This is a genomic window from Bradyrhizobium prioriisuperbiae, assembly GCF_032397745.1.
Classification (GTDB): domain Bacteria; phylum Pseudomonadota; class Alphaproteobacteria; order Rhizobiales; family Xanthobacteraceae; genus Bradyrhizobium_A; species Bradyrhizobium_A prioriisuperbiae.
Window position 1 is genome coordinate 3,497,229 of sequence record NZ_CP135921.1, and the last position, 17,772, is coordinate 3,515,000.

General features: G+C 63.3%; 12 protein-coding genes and 1 riboswitch. Of the genes, 6 read left to right on the forward strand and 6 right to left on the reverse strand.

The window, feature by feature from the left end; genetic code table 11:
• Positions 1–39 precede the first annotated feature (39 nt).
• On the forward strand, positions 40–1,578 hold the full coding sequence (locus tag RS897_RS16465; protein ID WP_315837582.1) for a Do family serine endopeptidase: 1,539 nt from the start codon (positions 40–42) through the stop codon (positions 1,576–1,578).
• Between the two features lie 59 nt (positions 1,579–1,637).
• On the opposite strand, the gene RS897_RS16470 is transcribed toward RS897_RS16465, so the two are convergent.
• From RS897_RS16470 to RS897_RS16480, 3 genes are all read right to left on the reverse strand, one after another.
• Complete coding sequence (locus RS897_RS16470; protein WP_315837583.1) at positions 1,638–2,585, reverse strand: prephenate/arogenate dehydrogenase family protein; 948 nt, start codon at positions 2,583–2,585, stop codon at positions 1,638–1,640.
• Position 2,586: 1 nt separating this feature from the next.
• Positions 2,587–3,678, reverse strand: a complete 1,092-nt coding sequence (gene hisC / locus RS897_RS16475) for a histidinol-phosphate transaminase (protein WP_315837584.1) — start codon at positions 3,676–3,678, stop codon at positions 2,587–2,589.
• Between the two features lie 63 nt (positions 3,679–3,741).
• On the reverse strand, positions 3,742–4,593 hold the full coding sequence (locus RS897_RS16480; protein ID WP_315837585.1) for a chorismate mutase: 852 nt from the start codon (positions 4,591–4,593) through the stop codon (positions 3,742–3,744).
• A gap of 196 nt (positions 4,594–4,789) precedes the next feature.
• Positions 4,790–4,869, forward strand: a riboswitch (SAM riboswitch).
• An 84-nt stretch (positions 4,870–4,953) separates the two neighbouring features.
• Between RS897_RS16480 and metX the strand changes: the two genes are divergently transcribed.
• The 3 genes from metX (at position 4,954) to RS897_RS16495 (ending at position 7,755) form a co-directional block, all read left to right on the forward strand.
• Positions 4,954–6,162, forward strand: a complete 1,209-nt coding sequence (gene metX, locus RS897_RS16485) for a homoserine O-acetyltransferase MetX (protein WP_315837586.1) — start codon at positions 4,954–4,956, stop codon at positions 6,160–6,162.
• Complete coding sequence (gene metW / locus RS897_RS16490; RefSeq protein ID WP_315837587.1) at positions 6,159–6,845, forward strand: methionine biosynthesis protein MetW; 687 nt, start codon at positions 6,159–6,161, stop codon at positions 6,843–6,845. Before metX ends, metW begins: the two co-directional genes overlap by 4 nt.
• A gap of 289 nt (positions 6,846–7,134) precedes the next feature.
• The gene (locus RS897_RS16495) at positions 7,135–7,755 is read left to right on the forward strand and encodes a TIGR02594 family protein (RefSeq protein WP_315837588.1); all 621 of its coding nucleotides are present in this window, start codon (positions 7,135–7,137) and stop codon (positions 7,753–7,755) included.
• Here the strand turns inward: RS897_RS16495 and RS897_RS16500 are convergent.
• Positions 7,747–8,529: an MOSC domain-containing protein gene (locus tag RS897_RS16500; RefSeq protein ID WP_315837589.1), complete on the reverse strand. Its 783-nt coding sequence runs from the start codon at positions 8,527–8,529 to the stop codon at positions 7,747–7,749. The two genes, RS897_RS16495 and RS897_RS16500, sit on opposite strands and share 9 nt — an antisense overlap.
• Positions 8,530–8,785: 256 nt before the next feature.
• Between RS897_RS16500 and clpB the strand changes: the two genes are divergently transcribed.
• On the forward strand, positions 8,786–11,452 hold the full coding sequence (gene clpB / locus RS897_RS16505) for an ATP-dependent chaperone ClpB (RefSeq protein ID WP_315837590.1): 2,667 nt from the start codon (positions 8,786–8,788) through the stop codon (positions 11,450–11,452).
• A 56-nt stretch (positions 11,453–11,508) separates the two neighbouring features.
• Here the strand turns inward: clpB and RS897_RS16510 are convergent, their stop codons facing one another.
• The gene (locus tag RS897_RS16510) at positions 11,509–13,137 is read right to left on the reverse strand and encodes a Vgb family protein (protein WP_315837591.1); all 1,629 of its coding nucleotides are present in this window, start codon (positions 13,135–13,137) and stop codon (positions 11,509–11,511) included.
• 381 nt (positions 13,138–13,518) lie between these two features.
• On the opposite strand from RS897_RS16510, the gene RS897_RS16515 reads away from it, so the two are divergent.
• A complete protein-coding gene (locus RS897_RS16515) occupies positions 13,519–15,210 on the forward strand; it encodes a vWA domain-containing protein (protein ID WP_315837592.1) in 1,692 nt (563 codons plus the stop codon).
• Positions 15,211–15,414: 204 nt separating this feature from the next.
• On the opposite strand, the gene RS897_RS16520 is transcribed toward RS897_RS16515, so the two are convergent.
• Entirely contained in the window at positions 15,415–17,547 is a 2,133-nt protein-coding gene (locus tag RS897_RS16520) for a peptidoglycan DD-metalloendopeptidase family protein (RefSeq protein WP_315837593.1), read from the reverse strand.
• Positions 17,548–17,772: the final 225 nt, after the last annotated feature.

A 17,772-nucleotide genomic window follows, 5' to 3' on the forward strand; every position in this document is an offset into this window, starting at 1 on the left:
GACAACGGCTGGGCTGCTGTTGATCCCGGAGTTGCAATGATGACTGACGATCAGACCAATCTCTCGAACACCCGAAAAATCCGATCACCGCGACGCCTGGCCCTGCTGGCCTCGGTCGCCGTCCTCGGCGCTGCCGTCGTCGCGGGCGGCGTGACTTATGGCCGGCCGACACTGCCGGCCTGGACATCGAGCGCACAGGCCGCGGAAGGCCAGCAGCAATCCGCAGGCTTTGCCGATCTGGTTGCCAAGGTAAAACCGGCGGTGATCTCGGTGCGTGTGAAAATGGACGAGACCGCAAGCGCGGCGGAATTGAGCTCGAATTCGGACGAGCAGGGCCAACCGCCTTTCATGCAGGGGTCGCCGTTCGAACAGTTCTTCCAGCAATACGGGTCCGACAACGCGCCGCGCGGTCGGCCGCAGCGTCATCAGATGGTCACCGGCGTCGGCTCGGGATTCTTCATTTCGGCCGACGGTTATGCCGTTACCAACAACCATGTGGTCGATCACGCCACCTCGGTTCAGGTGACGACCGATGACGGCGCGACCTATACCGCGCGGGTGATCGGCACCGACGCCAAGACCGACCTTGCCTTGATCAAGGTCGACGGCAAATCCGACTTCGCCTATGTGAATTTCGAGGATCGCGGTCCGCCGCGGGTCGGCGACTGGGTCGTGGCCGTCGGCAATCCGTTCGGCCTCGGCGGTACCGTCACCGCCGGCATCGTGTCGGCGCGCGGCCGCGACATCGGCTCGGGTCCCTATGACGACTACATCCAGATCGATGCGCCGATCAACAAGGGCAATTCCGGTGGCCCCGCGTTCAACCTCAACGGCAATGTGATCGGCGTCAACACGGCGATCTATTCACCTTCCGGAGGCTCGGTCGGCATCGGCTTCGATATTCCCGCCGCCACCGCCAAGATGGTCGTGGCCCAGCTCAAGGACAAAGGCGTGGTGACGCGCGGCTGGCTCGGCGTCCAGGTGCAGCCAGTCACCCGCGGTATTGCCGACAGCCTCGGCATGAAGCTGGCGGAAGGCGCCATGGTGGACGAACCGCAGCCCGGCAGCCCCGCGGCCAAGGCGGATATCGCCGCCGGCGACGTCATCACCGCGGTGGATGGGACGGCTGTGAAGGATTCGCGCGATCTGGCCCGCCGGATCGCGACCATGGCGCCGGGCAGTTCGATCAAGCTCGATCTGCTGCGCAAGGGTGAAACGAAATCCGTGAGCATCGTGCTGGCCGAGATGCCGAACCAGCGTCAGGCCAATGCCGGCAACCAGGACGCGACGCAAAACGGCAATGCGCCGCATCTCGGACTGGCGCTTGCGCCCGCCAGCGATGTCGCGGGTGCGGGCGGCAAGGGTGTCGTGGTCACCGCCGTGGAGCCGGATGGTCCGGCCGCCGAGCGGGGCTTCCAGTCGGGTGATGTCATCCTCGATGTTGGCGGCAGGTCCGTCGGCAATGTTGGCGACGTGCGCAAGGCGCTGACCGAGGCCAAGTCCGCCGGCAAGCATGACGTGCTGATGCGGGTGAAAACTGCGGAGACCACCAGGTTCGTAGCGCTGCCGATCGGCTGAACGCGACGCACCACAAGGCCGGGCGCGTTCTCCTTCGGGCGCGTCCGGCCTCGTTGATCTCAAGGCTTCTCTGGCGCTTTCGGCAATGGACCATGCGGCCGGCCGAAGTCGGGGCTCGCGGTTTCCTGGCCCAAATTGACGATGCCGCGGCGGATCGCCCGGGTGCGGGTGAAATGCTCGAACAGCGCCTCGCCATCGCCGCGGCGGATGGCGCGGGTGAGTTTGGAGAGATCCTCCTGAAATGCGCCGAGCATTTCCAGCACCGCATCCTTGTTGGTCAGGAACACGTCCCGCCACATGGTGGGATCGGAGGCGGCAATGCGGGTGAAATCGCGAAAGCCACCGGCCGAGAATTTCAACACTTCCGAGCGCGTCACATCCTCGAGCTCGTCCGCGGTGCCGACGATGGTGTAGGCAATCAGATGTGGCAGATGGCTGGTCACCGCCAGCACCAGGTCATGATGATCGGCGGTCATCACCTCGACATTGGCGCCGAGCGTCCGCCAGAACTCCGCGAGCTTGTCGACCGCGGCGGCATCACCCCCCTCGGGCGGCGTGAGGATGCACCAGCGGTTGATGAACAGTTCGGCGAAGCCGGCATCAGGGCCGGAGTTCTCGGTGCCGGCCACCGGGTGAGCCGGAATGAAATGCACGGTATCCGGCAGATACGGGGCCATCGCGCGCAGCACCGACCCCTTGACCGAGCCGACATCGGACACGATCGCGCCCGGCTTCAAGTGTGGGGCGATGTCTTGCGCCACCGCGGCGCAAACGCCGACCGGGACGCTGGCGATGACGAGATCAGCGTCTTTGACCGCCTCCGCGTTCGAGGTCGCGATCCGGTCCGCAAGTTTCAGCTCGGTGGCGCGAGCGCGAACGTCGGTTGATGCGTCGGTCGCAACCAGCTCTCCAGCGAGACCGAGCTGCCGCACCGCGTGCGCGATCGAGGATCCGATCAACCCGAGACCGATCAGCGCAACCCGTGGGAACTGCGGTGTTGTGGCCACTTCAGGTCCCCATGAATTCGGTCAGGGCTTCGACCACCAGGCGGTTCGCTTCCTCGGTGCCAATCGTCATCCGTAATGAATTCGGCAGTTTGTAATTCTTCAGCGCACGCAGGATCAGGCCGCGTTGGGTGAGAAAGGCGTCTGCCTCGTCGGACGTTTTTCCCTTGTCGAGCGGGAAATGGATCAGGATGAAGTTGCCGACGCTCGGCGTCACCTTCAGGCCGAGCTTGCCGATATCTTCGGTCAACAATGTGCGCCAGCGCTCGTTGTGCGTACGCGACATCTCGTAGTGCTCGGTGTCCTCCAACGCCGCGACGGCGGCGAGCATGGCGGGTGTCGAGACGTTGAACGGGCCGCGGATGCGGTTGACCGCGTCGACGATATGCTCGGGGCCGTACATCCAGCCGATGCGCAGCGACGCCAGCCCGTAGATTTTCGAGAAGGTTCGCGTCATCACCGTGTTGTCGGTGGTCGCGACGAGCTCGATCCCGGATTCATAGTCGTTGCGCGAGACGTAGTCGCTGTACGCCGCGTCGACCACCAGCAGCACGTGCGAGGGCAGGCCATTGCGTAGCCGCTTGACTTCGTCGAACGGCAGGTAGGTGCCGGTCGGGTTGTTGGGGTTGGCGAGCCACACGAGCTTCGTGCGCGGCGTCACCGCCTTGAGGATGACGTCGACATTGGCGGTGAAGTCGGTCTCGGGCACGATGACGTTGGTCGCGCCGTTGCTCATGGTGGCGATCGGGTAGACCAGAAAGCCGTGCGCGGTGTGAATGGCCTCATCGCCCGGGCCGAGATAGACATGGGCGAGGAAATTCAAGATCTCGTCGGATCCCGCGCCACAGATGATGCGGTCAGGATCGAGCCCGAACTTGCGGCCAATCGCTTCGCGCAGCACCCGCGAAGAGCCTTCCGGATAGTCCTCAAGATGAGAGGCCGCGGTCTTGTAGACCTCGATCGCCTTCGGCGAGGGCCCGAACGGGGTCTCGTTGGCGGACAGCTTGAACACACGGCCGCTCAGGCCAGCGCCGCTCTTGCCGGCGACGTAGGGCGCAATATCGAGGATGCCGGGCTTCGGCACGGGGCGAGACATTGGATCGGACTCCAGAAAAACTCTATAGTTCAGTAATATCGGATTTCAGCGGTTATGGGCGGGTCAGCCTGGCCCCGTGGCGCCATTCGCGGCCACCGTATAGCGCGTTGCGTGGCTGCCGACGAGGGCTGATGATCGCACCGAGGCGCCGGCGGCGAGCAGTGTCGCCTTGATCTTGTCGATGGCGTTTTGCTTGGTCACCGACACCAGCAGGGCCGCGCCGTCGAAGGTGTCCGGCACCGCGACGATTTCGGCCAGAGGCGACAATGCGCGGGCCACCTCCGCATTCCAGCCGGAGACGCGGATGCTCCACATTTCGACGTCGGTGACCATGGCGTCGTCGGCGACGCGCGAGATCACGAACACCGGCAGAGCGGCAGGATGATCGGCGCGCTCAACGAAGGGAAGTCGGGCGATGATCTTGGGAACGCCCGCGGCTTCCAGTGGAATCCACCAAGGCGCGCGGCTCGAGGTGGCGGATACCAAAGCGAGGTCGCCCTTGGACTTTGCCACGGCCTCGACGGCGGCGTCCGCGCTGAAGTGCGAGATAAACGGCACCGTGAAGCCGAAATGGAAGCGCGCGGAGTCCCGCATGGCGGAGTCGCCCGGCGACAGATCCGCATGCACCGAGAACGGAGCTTGCACATAGGTGAAGGTCGAGATGATGACACGCCAGATGCTCTCGACGGTGTCGAGCGGCAGGATGCCGCGATGGCGCTGCACCAGCCGCTTCATCATGTCCGCTTCGCGTGCCGGGCGAAACGCCGAGCCGACCTCCTGGGTCTGCTTCACCGAAATCAGCCGGTCGATGATGTCGCCGCGCTGCATCAAAAGGCTGTGCACCTCTTCGTCGATCCGGTCGATCTCGCGACGCAGCTCCTGCAGCATCGGCGGTGCGGGGGGCGATTTGGACATCTTCAAAACCTTGCGGCATGGAGCCCGCAAGGCATGGCCGGTTCGGTCAAATCTGCAGGCTGGACAAGCCATTGATAGGAAAGACGGTGCGCGAAAGCAAAGAAAACATGAGCCGCTCGGGTAACCAATCGCGGCGTGAGGCACTCCGCCGTGCCCTGCTTGTCTTGACGAGGGACCTCAGTCGGATTAAACCTTTTGCCTATTCCGTGGTCATTTGAGCCGGCCGGCTTGCAGCCACGTTAAACAACTCGCTAAACAGGCCGGGGACACAAGTGATCCCGGCCGAACCCCGTTGTTCAGGCCGGTTTTTTTATGACCTGATTTTCGGTGGCAAAACCTCATCGGGAGGCCGGGACCAGGATGGCAAATTTACAGTCGTCTCAGAGCCAGACGGCAGCAATGCCGGAGCACGCGCGTGAGGCGGATCATCCGACCTCGCTGGTTGCGGTGCTCGGCGCCGACCTGCCGCTGCGGCTCGACTGCGGCGTTGATCTTGCGCCGTTCCAGATTGCCTATCAGGCCTACGGCCGGCTCAATGCCGACCGTTCCAACGCGATCCTGATCTGCCATGCGCTGACGGGCGATCAGCATGCCGCAAACGTGAACCCGGTGACCGGCAAGCCCGGTTGGTGGGAGACCATGGTCGGCCCGGGTAAGCCGATCGACACCGACAGTTATTTCGTCATCAGTTCGAACGTGCTGGGTGGCTGCCTCGGCAGCACCGGCCCGGCGTCGACCAATCCGGCAACCGGAAAGCCTTGGGGGCTGGATTTCCCTGTCATTACCGTCCCGGACATGGTCCGCGCGCAGGCGATGCTGATCGACTCTCTCGGCATCCAGACGCTGTTTGCGGTTGTCGGTGGTTCGATGGGCGGCATGCAGGCCCTGCAGTGGGCCGCGGCCTATCCGCAACGTGTGTTCTCGGCGGTGCCGATCGCCTGCGCCACGCGCCATTCGGCGCAGAACATCGCCTTTCATGAAGTCGGGCGCCAGGCGGTGATGGCTGATCCGGATTGGCGCAACGGGCACTATTTCGAGCACGGCGTGCGCCCACATCGCGGGCTCGGCGTGGCGCGGATGGCTGCGCATATCACCTATCTGTCGGATGCAGCGCTGCACCGCAAGTTTGGCCGGCGGTTGCAGGGCCGCCAGATGCCGACCTTCTCATTCGACGCCGATTTTGAAGTGGAGAGCTATCTGCGGCATCAGGGCTCGACGTTCGTCGAGCGGTTCGATGCCAACAGCTATCTCTATCTGACGCGGGCCTGCGACTATTTCGACGTTGCCGCCGATCATGGCGGCGCGCTGGCCGCAGCATTCAAGGGCACCCGCACGCGGTTTTGCGTCGTCTCGTTCACCAGCGACTGGCTGTATCCGACCTCGGAATCGCGCGAGGTCGTGCATGCGCTCAACGCGGGCGGCGCGCGGGTGTCGTTCGCTGAGATCAAAACCGACAAGGGCCACGATGCCTTTCTGCTGGATGTGCCGGAATTCACCGATATCGTCCGCGCGTTTCTGGAGTCCGCCGCGGTGACACGCGGCCTGCGCAAGGCGGAGATGAGCTCATGACGACGCACGATCACGCGTGGTCGCTCTCGGCTGCTTTGCCGCAAGGCGCGGAAAACTATCGCGGCGATCACCTGCTGGTGGCGCAGATGGTCGAACCCGGCTCGCGGGTGCTCGATGTGGGCTGCGGCGAGGGCGATCTGCTGCGGCTGCTGGAAGGTCGCGGCGTTGACGGCCGCGGCATTGAATTGTCGCGCGAGGGGGTCAATCGCTGTGTCGCCAAAGGCCTCGCCGTGATCCAGGGCGATGCCGATACTGACCTGGTCGACTATCCCGACGATTCCTTCGACTATGTGATCCTGTCGCAAACCCTGCAAGCGACGCGGCAGCCGCGCGTCGTTCTCGAACATATGCTGCGGATCGGGCGGCGTGCCATCGTGTCGTTCCCGAACTTCGGTCACTGGAAGATGCGGCTGCAGTTGCTGGTCAAGGGCCAGATGCCGCGCACCGACAACCTGCCCGCGACCTGGTACGACACGCCGAATATTCATTTCTGCACCATCAAGGATTTCGTCCAGCTCTGCGACGAGATCAACGTCAAGATGGAGCGGGCGGTTGCGCTTAATCCGTACGGGCGGCCGCTTCGTCTCAATGCGCCGTGGTGGTTCTGGAACATGTTCGGCGAGCAGGGCGTGTTTCTACTTAGCCGCCGCGACCTCGCCGGGCATCATCCAAACGGCGGATAGCGCTTTTGCAGATCGTTCGTGAGCGCTGCTGAAACGAGCGTTTTCTTGCGAGAAAGTGCGATCATTTTTTCGAAAGATGCGCGGTTAATAATCGCTTAGGTTTTCCGGCGACATCGCGGCAAACCTCTCCACTTCATCGTCACATTATCATCGCGACATCACCACGAAATGGTTCCCTCAGGGCCATCTCGCGCCTTGCTGAGGTCACACCACATTCGTTTTTCGCGCCCGGATAGGCGGTTCCTTTTGCGGGACCGTCGGGAACGAGGGGTGTCACTGAGGATTATGAATGACTGAAGTTGGTACGTTTCGCCTGCCGCTGCGGCACGTCGCACTTGCGTTGTGTTCGGTGGCAATCGTCGCTCTCGCGACACCGGCCTCGGCGAGGCCATCGCACGGCGCAGGCCGCCACGCTCATGCCCATTCTCATCATGTTCGGCATCATCACACGGCGCGGCATTACCGGCACGCGCGGCGTCTGCGCGCTCCGCAGTCCGAAGCATCCGCATCGGTGTCGCCGTGGGAAAATCCCGCATTCGCGGGCCCGGCCCCCGCTTTCGGCGGATCGGATGTCGTTGCCGAAGCGCGCCGTTACATCGGCGGCAATCCCACCGGCCGCAGCCGGCTGTGGTGCGCGCGGTTCATGAACATGGTGCTGCAGCGCTCAGGCCATAAGGGTACCGGCTCCGACATGGCGCGATCGTTCGCGAGCTATGGCCAGCGTTTGCCCGGTCCGCAGGTCGGTGCGATCGCAGTGATGGGCCGCCGCGGTGGCGGTCATGTCGGGATCGTCAGCGGCATCGATGCCAAGGGCAATCCGATTGTCGTGTCCGGCAATCACAGTCGTCGCGTGGCGGAATCGGTTTATCCGCGCAGCCGCATCTATGCCTACGTCATGCCGTCAAGCTGACGGATCCGAGTTGACGATCGATATCCGGTCGCCGGCGGCAATCTCGCCGTCGGCGATCACTTCGGCATAGACGCCGCAATCATCGTGACCGTAGTGCCGCAACATGTCGTGCGGCAAACTGAGGTCACGCAGCGCGGTGAGAGGATCCACGTTCACCGCCGCGCATCGCACGATCCGCTTGATCACTTTCAGACGCGTTTCGCCGATCGCGAGCGTCTGTTCCAGCAGCGTAAACTCATGCCACGCCGGCCATCCGGCGACATAGAGATTGCCGCGGAACCGCAGCGGATGCACGCTCTGGCCGATCATGGTTTCGAGGTCGGCCACACTCGCCAGGTTGATGATCGACACCACCTTGCGGGGGACGTCCGAAAAGCTGTGGCCGGGCGCGAACAGGACCTTTGGTGGCCCGCGCAGGTCCTTGGCGAAAGTGGTGGCGAAAAAGGCCTCGATGGCGGCGCGGCCATCGTCGGTCTCCAGATTGCCCCGGGCGACTTCTTCCTTGTGATGGCAGATGGTCAGGACGTGGCTGGCTTCGTCGTAGCGGGTTTCCAGCGACGCTAGACGCTCGTTCCGCATCAGCATCAGGAACTTGATCTTGGGAAAATACTGCGGGGTGGCGGGCGTAAACCCGCTGGGTCCGTTTTCGATGGCGTAGCGCCGGTCGGCGGGCAGCGTCTGGCCGGCCTGCAACGTCGTGCGGGCCATCGGTTCGGGGGACAGACCCTTCACCGGGTAGCGATAGATCTTCTCGAGGGTGCCGGTGTCGGTCATGGCGATGGTCTAATCCGTCCCGGCGTAACTTGCCAGAATCCTGCGCTTAGGACCGCGGAAATTAACCGAAAATGCCGGCTAACCTCTTCCGTTTGCTGGTGTCCGCTCCCACATCAGGGCAGGATCGGGGCAATACCAGACCGACCGGACGACCACGGGCGTGTTGACGGACATCAGCGACGCCCGGGGAAACCCAATGACGATGCCGGGAATGTGCCTACGGGGCATTCGAGGCAGGCCGAGGGAAGGGACCATCATGAATATCGAGAAGTATACCGAACGTGCGCGCGGATTTATCCAGTCCGCCCAATCGCTGGCGCTGCGCGAAGGGCATCAGCAGTTCACCCCGCTGCATCTGCTGAAAGTTTTGCTGGACGACAATGAAGGGCTGGCCGGCGGCTTGATCGACCGTTCCGGCGGTAATTCGCGGACCATCCTGAAATCGACCGAGGACACGCTTGCGAAGATGCCCAAGGTGTCGGGCAGCGGCGCGGGGCAGGTTTACCTTGCTCCGGGAACGGCGCGACTGTTCGACGCCGCGGAGCAGGCGGCCGAAAAAGCCGGCGACAGCTTTGTTACGGTGGAACGGTTGCTGCTGGCGCTGACCCTCGACAAGGACAGCGATGCCGGCGCGCTGTTGAAAAAGGGCGGCGTGACGCCGCAAAACCTCAACGCCGCGATCAATGCGCTGCGCAAGGGCCGCACTGCCGACAGCGCCTCGGCGGAAAACGCTTACGACGCCTTGAAGAAATATGCCCGTGATCTGACCCAGGCCGCGCGGGACGGCAAACTCGACCCGGTCATCGGCCGGGACGAAGAGATCCGCCGCACCATCCAGGTGCTGTCGCGGCGCACCAAAAACAATCCGGTGCTGATCGGCGAGCCCGGCGTGGGCAAGACGGCGATCGTCGAGGGCCTGGCGCTGCGTATCCTCAATGGCGACGTGCCGGAGAGTCTCAAGGACAAAAAGCTGCTGTCGCTCGATCTCGGCTCGCTGATCGCGGGCGCGAAATATCGTGGCGAGTTCGAGGAGCGGCTGAAGGCCGTGTTGCAGGAGGTAACGTCAGCCGAAGGCGGCATCATCCTGTTCATCGACGAAATGCACACCCTGATCGGGGCTGGCAAGGCGGATGGCGCTATGGACGCGTCGAACCTGCTGAAGCCAGCGCTGGCGCGGGGCGAGCTGCATTGCATCGGCGCGACCACCCTCGATGAATACCGCAAACACGTCGAGAAAGACGCGGCGCTGGCGCGGCGTTTCCAGCCGGTGTTCGTGTCCGAACCATCCGTAGAAGACACCATCTCGATCCTGCGCGGCTTGAAGGATAAGTACGAGCAGCACCACGGCGTGCGCATCACCGACGGCGCCATCGTGGCCGCGGCCACCCTGTCCAACCGCTACATCACCGACCGTTTCCTGCCCGACAAGGCTATCGATCTGGTCGACGAGGCGTCCGCGCGACTGAAGATGCAGGTCGATTCCAAGCCGGAAGAGCTGGATACGATCGATCGCGAGATCATCCGGTTGAAGATCGAGCAGGAGGCGCTGAAGAAGGAAAGCGATGCGGGCTCCAGGAGCCGGCTGCAGACGCTTGAGATCGAACTTGCGGACCTGGAGAAGCGTTCGGCGGATCTGACATCGCGCTGGAGCGCGGAAAAAGGCAAGCTGTCCGACGCGCAGAAGCTGAAGAGCGAGCTCGATCAGTATCGCGTCGAACTTGCCAACGCCCAGCGCCGGGGTGAATTCCAGCGCGCGGGTGAACTGGCCTATGGCCGGATTCCGGAACTGGAGAAGCGGCTGGCCGATATCGAGGCGAATGAGGGCAATGGCGCCATGGTCGAAGAGGCCGTGACCGCCGATCACGTTGCCCAGGTGGTGTCGCGCTGGACCGGTGTGCCGGTCGACAAGATGCTCGAAGGCGAGAAAGAGAAGCTGCTCAAGATGGAGGAGAGTCTTGGCAAGCGCGTCATCGGGCAGGCCGAAGCGGTGCGGGCGGTGGCAACCGCGGTTCGCCGCGCGCGGGCCGGCCTGCAGGATCCGCATCGGCCGATCGGCTCGTTCATGTTCTTGGGGCCCACCGGTGTCGGCAAGACCGAACTGACCAAGGCGCTTGCGGAGTATCTGTTCGACGACGAGACCGCGCTGCTTCGCATGGATATGTCGGAGTACATGGAAAAGCATTCGGTGGCGCGGCTGATCGGTGCGCCTCCGGGCTATGTCGGTTATGACGAGGGCGGCGCGCTCACCGAAGCGGTGCGCCGGCGGCCTTATCAGGTGGTGCTGTTCGATGAGATCGAGAAAGCGCATCCGGACGTGTTCAACGTCCTGCTGCAGGTGCTCGACGACGGACGTCTCACCGACGGCCAGGGCCGCACGGTGGACTTCCGCAACACACTGATCATCATGACGTCGAACCTCGGCGCCGAGTTCCTGGTCAACCAGCCAGAGGGCCAGGACACCAGCGCCGTGCGCGATCTGGTGATGACGGCGGTGCGGGCGAACTTCCGTCCCGAGTTCCTCAATCGTGTGGACGAGATCATCCTGTTCCACCGGCTGCAGAAGAGCGAGATGGGCCGTATTGTCGAGATCCAGTTCGGCCGGCTGCAGAAGCTGCTGGACGAGCGCAAGATCGAGCTGAAGCTGGAGCCCTCCGCGCGGGACTGGCTCGCCGACAAGGGCTGGGATCCTGCCTATGGCGCCCGGCCGCTGAAGCGAGTGATCCAGCGCAGCGTGCAGGATCCGCTTGCCGAGATGATCCTGAGCGGCCAGGTTCGCGACGGTGAGAGCGTGAAGCTCGCGGCTGGCAAGCAGGGCCTGACCTTCAACGGCAAGGCTGTCGAAGGCTTCGACGACGGCGCGTTCGAGGCGCGCAGCTCGGGCAGGCCCGCGCTGCGGCAAGATGGGCCACACACCACACATTGACGGCGAGGATTGTCACGAGAGCGATGGCCGGGGCCAACCCCGGCCATTTTTTTCGGCTATTTCTTCGTCAGCTTGTAGATCGCGTTCTCGATGTCCGACGACAGATAGATCGTGCCGGTGGCGCCCACCCCGACGCCGGTCGGGATGTCGCTCGGCAGCACACCCGGCGCGGCCTGCAGGCCGATCGGCAGGTTGGCGGCGATTTCGGTCACCGCGCCGCTTTGCGGATCCACCTCGATCAGGCGCCTGGCGCCGACCTCTGCCACCACCAGTTTGCCTGATGGTGTCAGCGCCAGCCCTTCCGGCATTTTCAGGTCCTTGGCGATTACCGTCTTGGCGCCGCTCGCCAGGTCGACTTTTGACAGCAGGCCGCCATAGGCCTCCGTCAGATAAATCGTGCCCGCGGCTCCCTCGACCAGCCCGATCGGACCGGCGAGATCGCCGGCGACGGTCTTGCGGTCCTTGCCGTGGTCGCTGGCGCGGATCAGCGACTTGGTGCCCAACTCGTTGACCAGCACGCTGCCGTCATTGAGCCGGATCGCGTCGTGCGGGGCCTTGAAGTCATGCAGCATCTCGATGGTCTTGCCGGTCTTGCGATCGATCAACTGCACGGTGCCTGTGAACCAGCTCGACAGCAGCACGGTGTCCCCCCTGGCGGTTGCGCTCATCGGATAGTCCAGCGTGACGCCGTCGGCATGCATGCGGCTGATCTCGCTGACGTCGCCGGTCGCACCATCGACGGTGCGATAGGCGAACACGTCAGCGACATAGATCGTGTCCTTGCCGCCATCGGACACCACGCCGATGCCGCCGGGCAGCGCCAGCTTGCCGATGATCACTTGCCTGGCATTGCCGGTTTCCGGGTCGACCTCCTGGATGCCATTGTCGGCCATATTGGAGACGAAGATCCGGTCCTTGTCGTCGATGGCGAGATTGTCGAGTGACGGCTTCAGCTGCGCGATCATTTTCTTCGCGCCGGTCTTGGGATCGACACGGGTGAGCTGGCCGGTGGCGGTATCGACCACCCAGAGATTTCCCTTGGAATCGAAATTGACCGCGGCGGGCGTCTTGAAGCCATCTGCAACGACGCTGAGTTCGCCCTTGTCGACATCGACCCTGGCGACCTGGCCCTTGAACCAGAGCGGGCCGTAGATCTTGTCATCGGGCCCGAATTCGAAGCCGTTGAGTCCGCCCATCTTGTCCATGATCTTGCGCGGCGGCTTCACCCCTTCGACATCGATCTCGTAGAGGGCATCGCCAAGAAACACCTGCGTTGCGTAAAGCCGGCCGTCCTTGCGGAAGGCGAGCGAGTTGATGCCGGGCAGACCCGAGGCGAGTTTCTTGATCGGGCCGTCGCCCTTGCGGGCATAGAGATCGCCGGAGATGAAGGCGGTCCATGCCATGGTGCCGTCGGGCGCAAACGCGATGTCGTCGGCCATGCCTTCCGGTGTCGGTATCGCGATTTTCGCTGTGCCGTTGCTGCGGTCGACTTCGTACAATGCGGCGCCCGCGACGCTGCCGGCGAACAGCCGTCCGCTCTTGTCGATGCCCAGACCATGCACACCGTGGAAGGCTGATCCCTGGACAAGCTTGGTGATGGTGTAGGTGTCGGCGGCTGCGTATCCGCCGCCCGTGATCGCAAACACACACGCTGCCAGCGTGCCCAAAGACAGCCGTTTCGTCATGGCGCATCTCCCATTTGATAGATTATTGGCTTTTTATTATGTGCCAAGTATTTGCCGTTGCTGGTGGTTTGGCAAACAAAAAACAAAATCCGCACCGATGGAATGCGCTAGTGTCCAAAATCCGAAGTTCGCATCACTCAACCGCATCTTCGGAACGAACTTCGGATTCGACCAGGACACTGGCAAGTATTAGGATTCTAGTGTGCTTTCTGAACGCGCAGTTCGTGAAAGCGTCTGCCGCGAAATCGAACGAACTTCGCGTTCAGCACACTAACTGTCGTGTGTGTTGCGCTCATATTTCCGTTGCGCGAAATGCGCTATAGATACGCTACCGTTTTGTTCTGCCGCTTGATGATGTTGTCATCCACCGAGGATCATTCCGTGATTAAGATTTTTCGCCTTTCGTTCGTTGCCGGCCTGGTGTCGCTGTGCATGGCCCTGCTTCCGGTGCACGCCGCGCAGGCGCAGGGCACCGATACAATTCTTGTGCTCGATGCCTCCGGTTCGATGTGGGGCGTGGTTGATGGGCAGACCAAGATTTCGGCGGCACGGCAGGCGGTGGATTCAATTTTATCCAAATGGCGGCCGGCGGATCGACTGGGTGTGATCGCCTACGGTCATCGCTCCAAGGGGGACTGCAAGGACATCGAGCTGGTGGTGCCGGTGAGCACGTTCGATCCTGCGAAGATCAAGGCCGCGGTTGACGGCCTTAATCCGAAGGGCAAGACGCCGATCGCGGATTCGCTGCGTGCTGCGGCCACGGCGTTGCGCTCGACCGAGAACAAGGCGACGGTCATCCTGGTGTCCGACGGCATCGAGACCTGTGCGCCGGATCCCTGCGCGGTGGCGGCCGAGCTGAAGAAGGCCGGTGTCGGCTTCACCGCCCATGTCATCGGTTTCGATGTCGCCGATCCCTTGGCGAAAAATCAGCTGCAGTGCATCGCGCGCGCCACCGGCGGCGTCTATCTCGACGCGCGCAATGCGTCCGGCCTCGAGGGGGCGCTGACCAAGGCGGTCGATGCCACGCGCGGCACCCAGGTCGTGAGCGAGGCACCGGCGAAGCCCGCGGCCGATCCTTATCTCGGCAAGAATGTTCGCGGCGTGGCGCGGCTCGCCGAAGGGCTCGATCCGATCAGCGATGGAGATATCAACTGGGGATTCTACAAGCGTGCCGGCGATGATAAGGGCGAGGCCGTCAATACCTTCTATGGTGCACCGTTCGCCGACAATATTGCGCCCGGCGATTACCTCGTCGAGGTCAGCTATCGGCAATTGAAGCGCCAGTTTGCGCTGAAGGTGGAGAAGGGCAAGCCGGCGACGCTCGATGCCGTTCTCGATGCGGGCTACGTCACCAGTGAAGGCTCCATCGCCGGCGGTCCAAGCAAGGTCGACAACGTGGTCTGGCAGGTCACCGACAAGGGGGGCACCCTGGTCGCCCAGGAATACGATGCCGTGCCGCGTTTCGTGCTTGCCGCAGGCAGCTACGTGCTGACCCTCACCAAGGGCCAGTCGAAGGCCAGCAAGCCGTTTTCCGTTGCGGCCGGCGATTCGACCAACGTGTCGCTGACACTCGATGCCGGCAAGCTGATCGTCACCAGCACCTACGCGGAGGGTGGTCCCAAGGTCGAGAAGGATATCGTGGTCGAGGTCCGCCTGCCGCCGAAGATGGATGGCGAGGAGGGGGAGAAGATCGCCACCGAATACGACCCCCAGTCGCTGTTTGATCTGCCGACCGGCAGCTACGACGTGGTGGCCACCGTGGGCGGAGCGACCCGCACCGTGCGGGCGGAGGTCAAATCCGGCGCGCCGACCCGCGTCACCGTCAATCTCGATGCCGGCGTGGTCGGGATCAAAACCGGTGGCGCCGAGGAGATCGATATCTACGGTGCCGAGCGCGACCTGAATGACGAGCGCAAGCGTGTGTATGTACAATACGATTCGACGCTGAATCTGGCGCTGAATGTCGGTGAATACGTCGCGGTGGCGCAATATCCCGGCGGCAAGACGGTGGAAAAGCCGTTCACCATCACGGCCGGCAAGCGCCAGCAACTGGATATCAAACAGGAGCCGTGAGGGGCCTCGCGCTACGACGCGTAGCTCTCAGGCGCGCTCAGGACGACAACAGGCCCTCGGGTGCGATCCCGGGGGCCGACTCGTCTGCGGCGACGCGAACGCGACGCTATGCTCCTGTCTGAAGAACTGAACTGAACGGGTGGAGAGGGTTTCTGTCGATCGGAGGGCTTCTGTCGACCGAGCCGTTATGCGGCCCGGGACGCCTCAGCGGGTGCTGGTTTGCCCGGTGGAGATCTGCTCCAAGGTGTCCTGGTTGGAGAAGCTGTAGATCTGGGACGGCCCCTGCACCGCTGGCTGGGTCTTGCCGCCGGTGGCCTTGACCTGCTGCGGCGGCTGGTTTTGCGCCACCCGCGCCGGGCCATTGCGGTTGTTCATCATGCCGTCGAGCCGATCGCGCTCCTGCTCGAAGCCTGCGAGCAAGGAGCCGTCGAGTGAACGCCCGCGCGGCAGTTTCACGCGCATCGGGTCGACGAAGCGGCCGTTGACCAAGATTTCGTAGTGGACGTGGGCGCCGGTCGAAAGGCCCGTCGATCCGACAAAGCCGATCACCTGGCCCTGGCGCACGCGCTTGCCGGGCTCCATGCCCTTGGCATAGGCGCTCATGTGGCCATAGGCCGTCTCGTAGCCATTGGGATGCTTGAGCTTGATGTATTTGCCGTAGCCGCCGGACCATTCGGCCTTTTCGACCACGCCGTTACCGGATGCGAAGATTGGCGTGCCGTAGGCGGTGGCCCAGTCCACACCAGTGTGCATCTTGGTGTAACCGAGGATCGGGTGGCGGCGGCCGCCGAACGGCGAGCGCATGATGGCGTTGCTGACCGGCTTGCGGACCAGGAACTTCTTCGCGCTTTTGCCGGTCTCGTCGTAGAAATCGACCACGCCGTCGTCCGGGGTCTGGAAGCGATAGTACTTCTTGGTTTCGCCGCCGACGGTGAGGGAGGCGAACAGCACGTCGTTCTTGTCGGTGTTGTTCGGGGTTTCGTCCTCGCCGGCAAAGAACACTTCGAACGAGTCGCCAGCCTGCACCTTGCGCTGGAAATCGACGTCGTAGGAGTAGATCTTGATCATGTCGTCGATGACGGCGGCCGGCACCTTGTTGCGCATCGCCGTCTCGTAGATGCTCTGATAGAGCCGGACGCCGGTGCCATCATCATCGTCGTCGCTGTCGTCGGAATTGTCGGCGGTCTCGGTGGTGCTGTTGAGGCTCTGGACGTCAACCGCGACGTATTTGCCCATGTCCGACAGTGCCGCGACAGCCTCGATGGTGCTTTCGTTGGCGACGATCACCCGGTAGGGCTGCAGGCGCTGGCCTGGCGCCGACGGCACCATCAGGATGCGCAGCTTCTGGCCTTCCTTCAGCCCGCCGTCCTTGCCGCGCGGGCCCAGTGTGGCCGCAATTGACTTGGCTTCTTCGGGTGTTGCGCCCTGGTCGCGCAGAATCGAGACAACGCTGTCGCCCTTCTTGACGAGATGGATGCGCTCGCCGGTCTGGTTGCCGCCGGTCGCCAATTCCTTGGTTTTCGGCAGCAGGGTGACGTTTTCCGGAACGATCCGGGTCTCAAAGCCCGCATAGGGGTCGACGCCGCCTTCCGCCGCGTAGGCCATCTTGATGTCGGAGGGGGCGCTGGCGACGGCATAACGCACGCCCGCCGGATTGCCGTTGCCCTTCCAGTTCGATGCGTCCCGCACCCGCAGCAGCACCTCGTCGATGGCGACGCTGGCCGCGATTTTGGCTTTCGGCAGCACCGTGCCGAGATCGCGGGTGACGAACGAGACTTCGGCATCCGGCTCGGCCGCATCGGCGTTTTGCGCATCATCCGCGGCGGTTGGTGTCGGCGAGCCGACGTCGGTCAGCATTCGTTGTGCATTGAAGGCCGGGATCTTCGCGCTGAGATCGCTGGTGGTCAGCGACAGGTTGCCGGCGATTCGGATGAACGGGCGGACGCGCATGACATCGCGGTTGCCGACCCGCATCGCCTGCGACACACGCACCACCTGGCGGTTGGCGGCGGATTCGCTCGGCGGCGGCAGGCGGTCGCTCTTGCGCGCGGCGGTCATCTTGTCGTTGGCGCTGAATGCCCCGCGCAGCGCGCCTTCGACGCGCTCCGGCACCTTTGCGAAGGTCATTTCGCCGTCGAGGGATGTGAAAACGGCGCCGCCGATGAGGGCTGCGCCGCAAAGACCGGTGAGAATCGTGCCACTGAACCACTGCACCGACACGCGGCGGCGGTCGATTACGGCGGCTTCCGAGCCATCGACGGAGAGCGGAGGCTCGTGGCCGAGATCGATGATCTCGGCCTCGCGCCCATAATGCCCCCGTGACGTCCCGTGGCTCAAACCCAATTCCCCCCGAATTCCAGATCCCGACCCCATCAGACGGGCGGGCATGGCCTTAAAGCGATGTTCGCTCCTGCCCGCTTGAGCTTGTCGTCCTCAAAAAGGGCAAACTTGCGATGATTTTTGAGTGAGACCCCAAAGATTTGAACGGCTTGAACCCCGGAAATCGGAAATCCCCAGCAAAACCGCGCAAAACCTTCACAAAAGGGGCGGCAGAATTTGATG

Coding starts and splice junctions, on each gene's coding strand:
- RS897_RS16465 (WP_315837582.1), top strand. CDS start 40: ATGACTGACGATCAGACCAATCTCTCGAACACCCGAAAAATCCGATCA.
- hisC (WP_315837584.1), bottom strand. CDS start 3,678: ATGTCTCGCCCCGTGCCGAAGCCCGGCATCCTCGATATTGCGCCCTAC.
- RS897_RS16480 (WP_315837585.1), bottom strand. CDS start 4,593: ATGTCCAAATCGCCCCCCGCACCGCCGATGCTGCAGGAGCTGCGTCGC.
- metX (WP_315837586.1), top strand. CDS start 4,954: ATGGCAAATTTACAGTCGTCTCAGAGCCAGACGGCAGCAATGCCGGAG.
- metW (WP_315837587.1), top strand. CDS start 6,159: ATGACGACGCACGATCACGCGTGGTCGCTCTCGGCTGCTTTGCCGCAA.
- RS897_RS16495 (WP_315837588.1), top strand. CDS start 7,135: ATGACTGAAGTTGGTACGTTTCGCCTGCCGCTGCGGCACGTCGCACTT.
- RS897_RS16500 (WP_315837589.1), bottom strand. CDS start 8,529: ATGACCGACACCGGCACCCTCGAGAAGATCTATCGCTACCCGGTGAAG.
- clpB (WP_315837590.1), top strand. CDS start 8,786: ATGAATATCGAGAAGTATACCGAACGTGCGCGCGGATTTATCCAGTCC.
- RS897_RS16510 (WP_315837591.1), bottom strand. CDS start 13,137: ATGACGAAACGGCTGTCTTTGGGCACGCTGGCAGCGTGTGTGTTTGCG.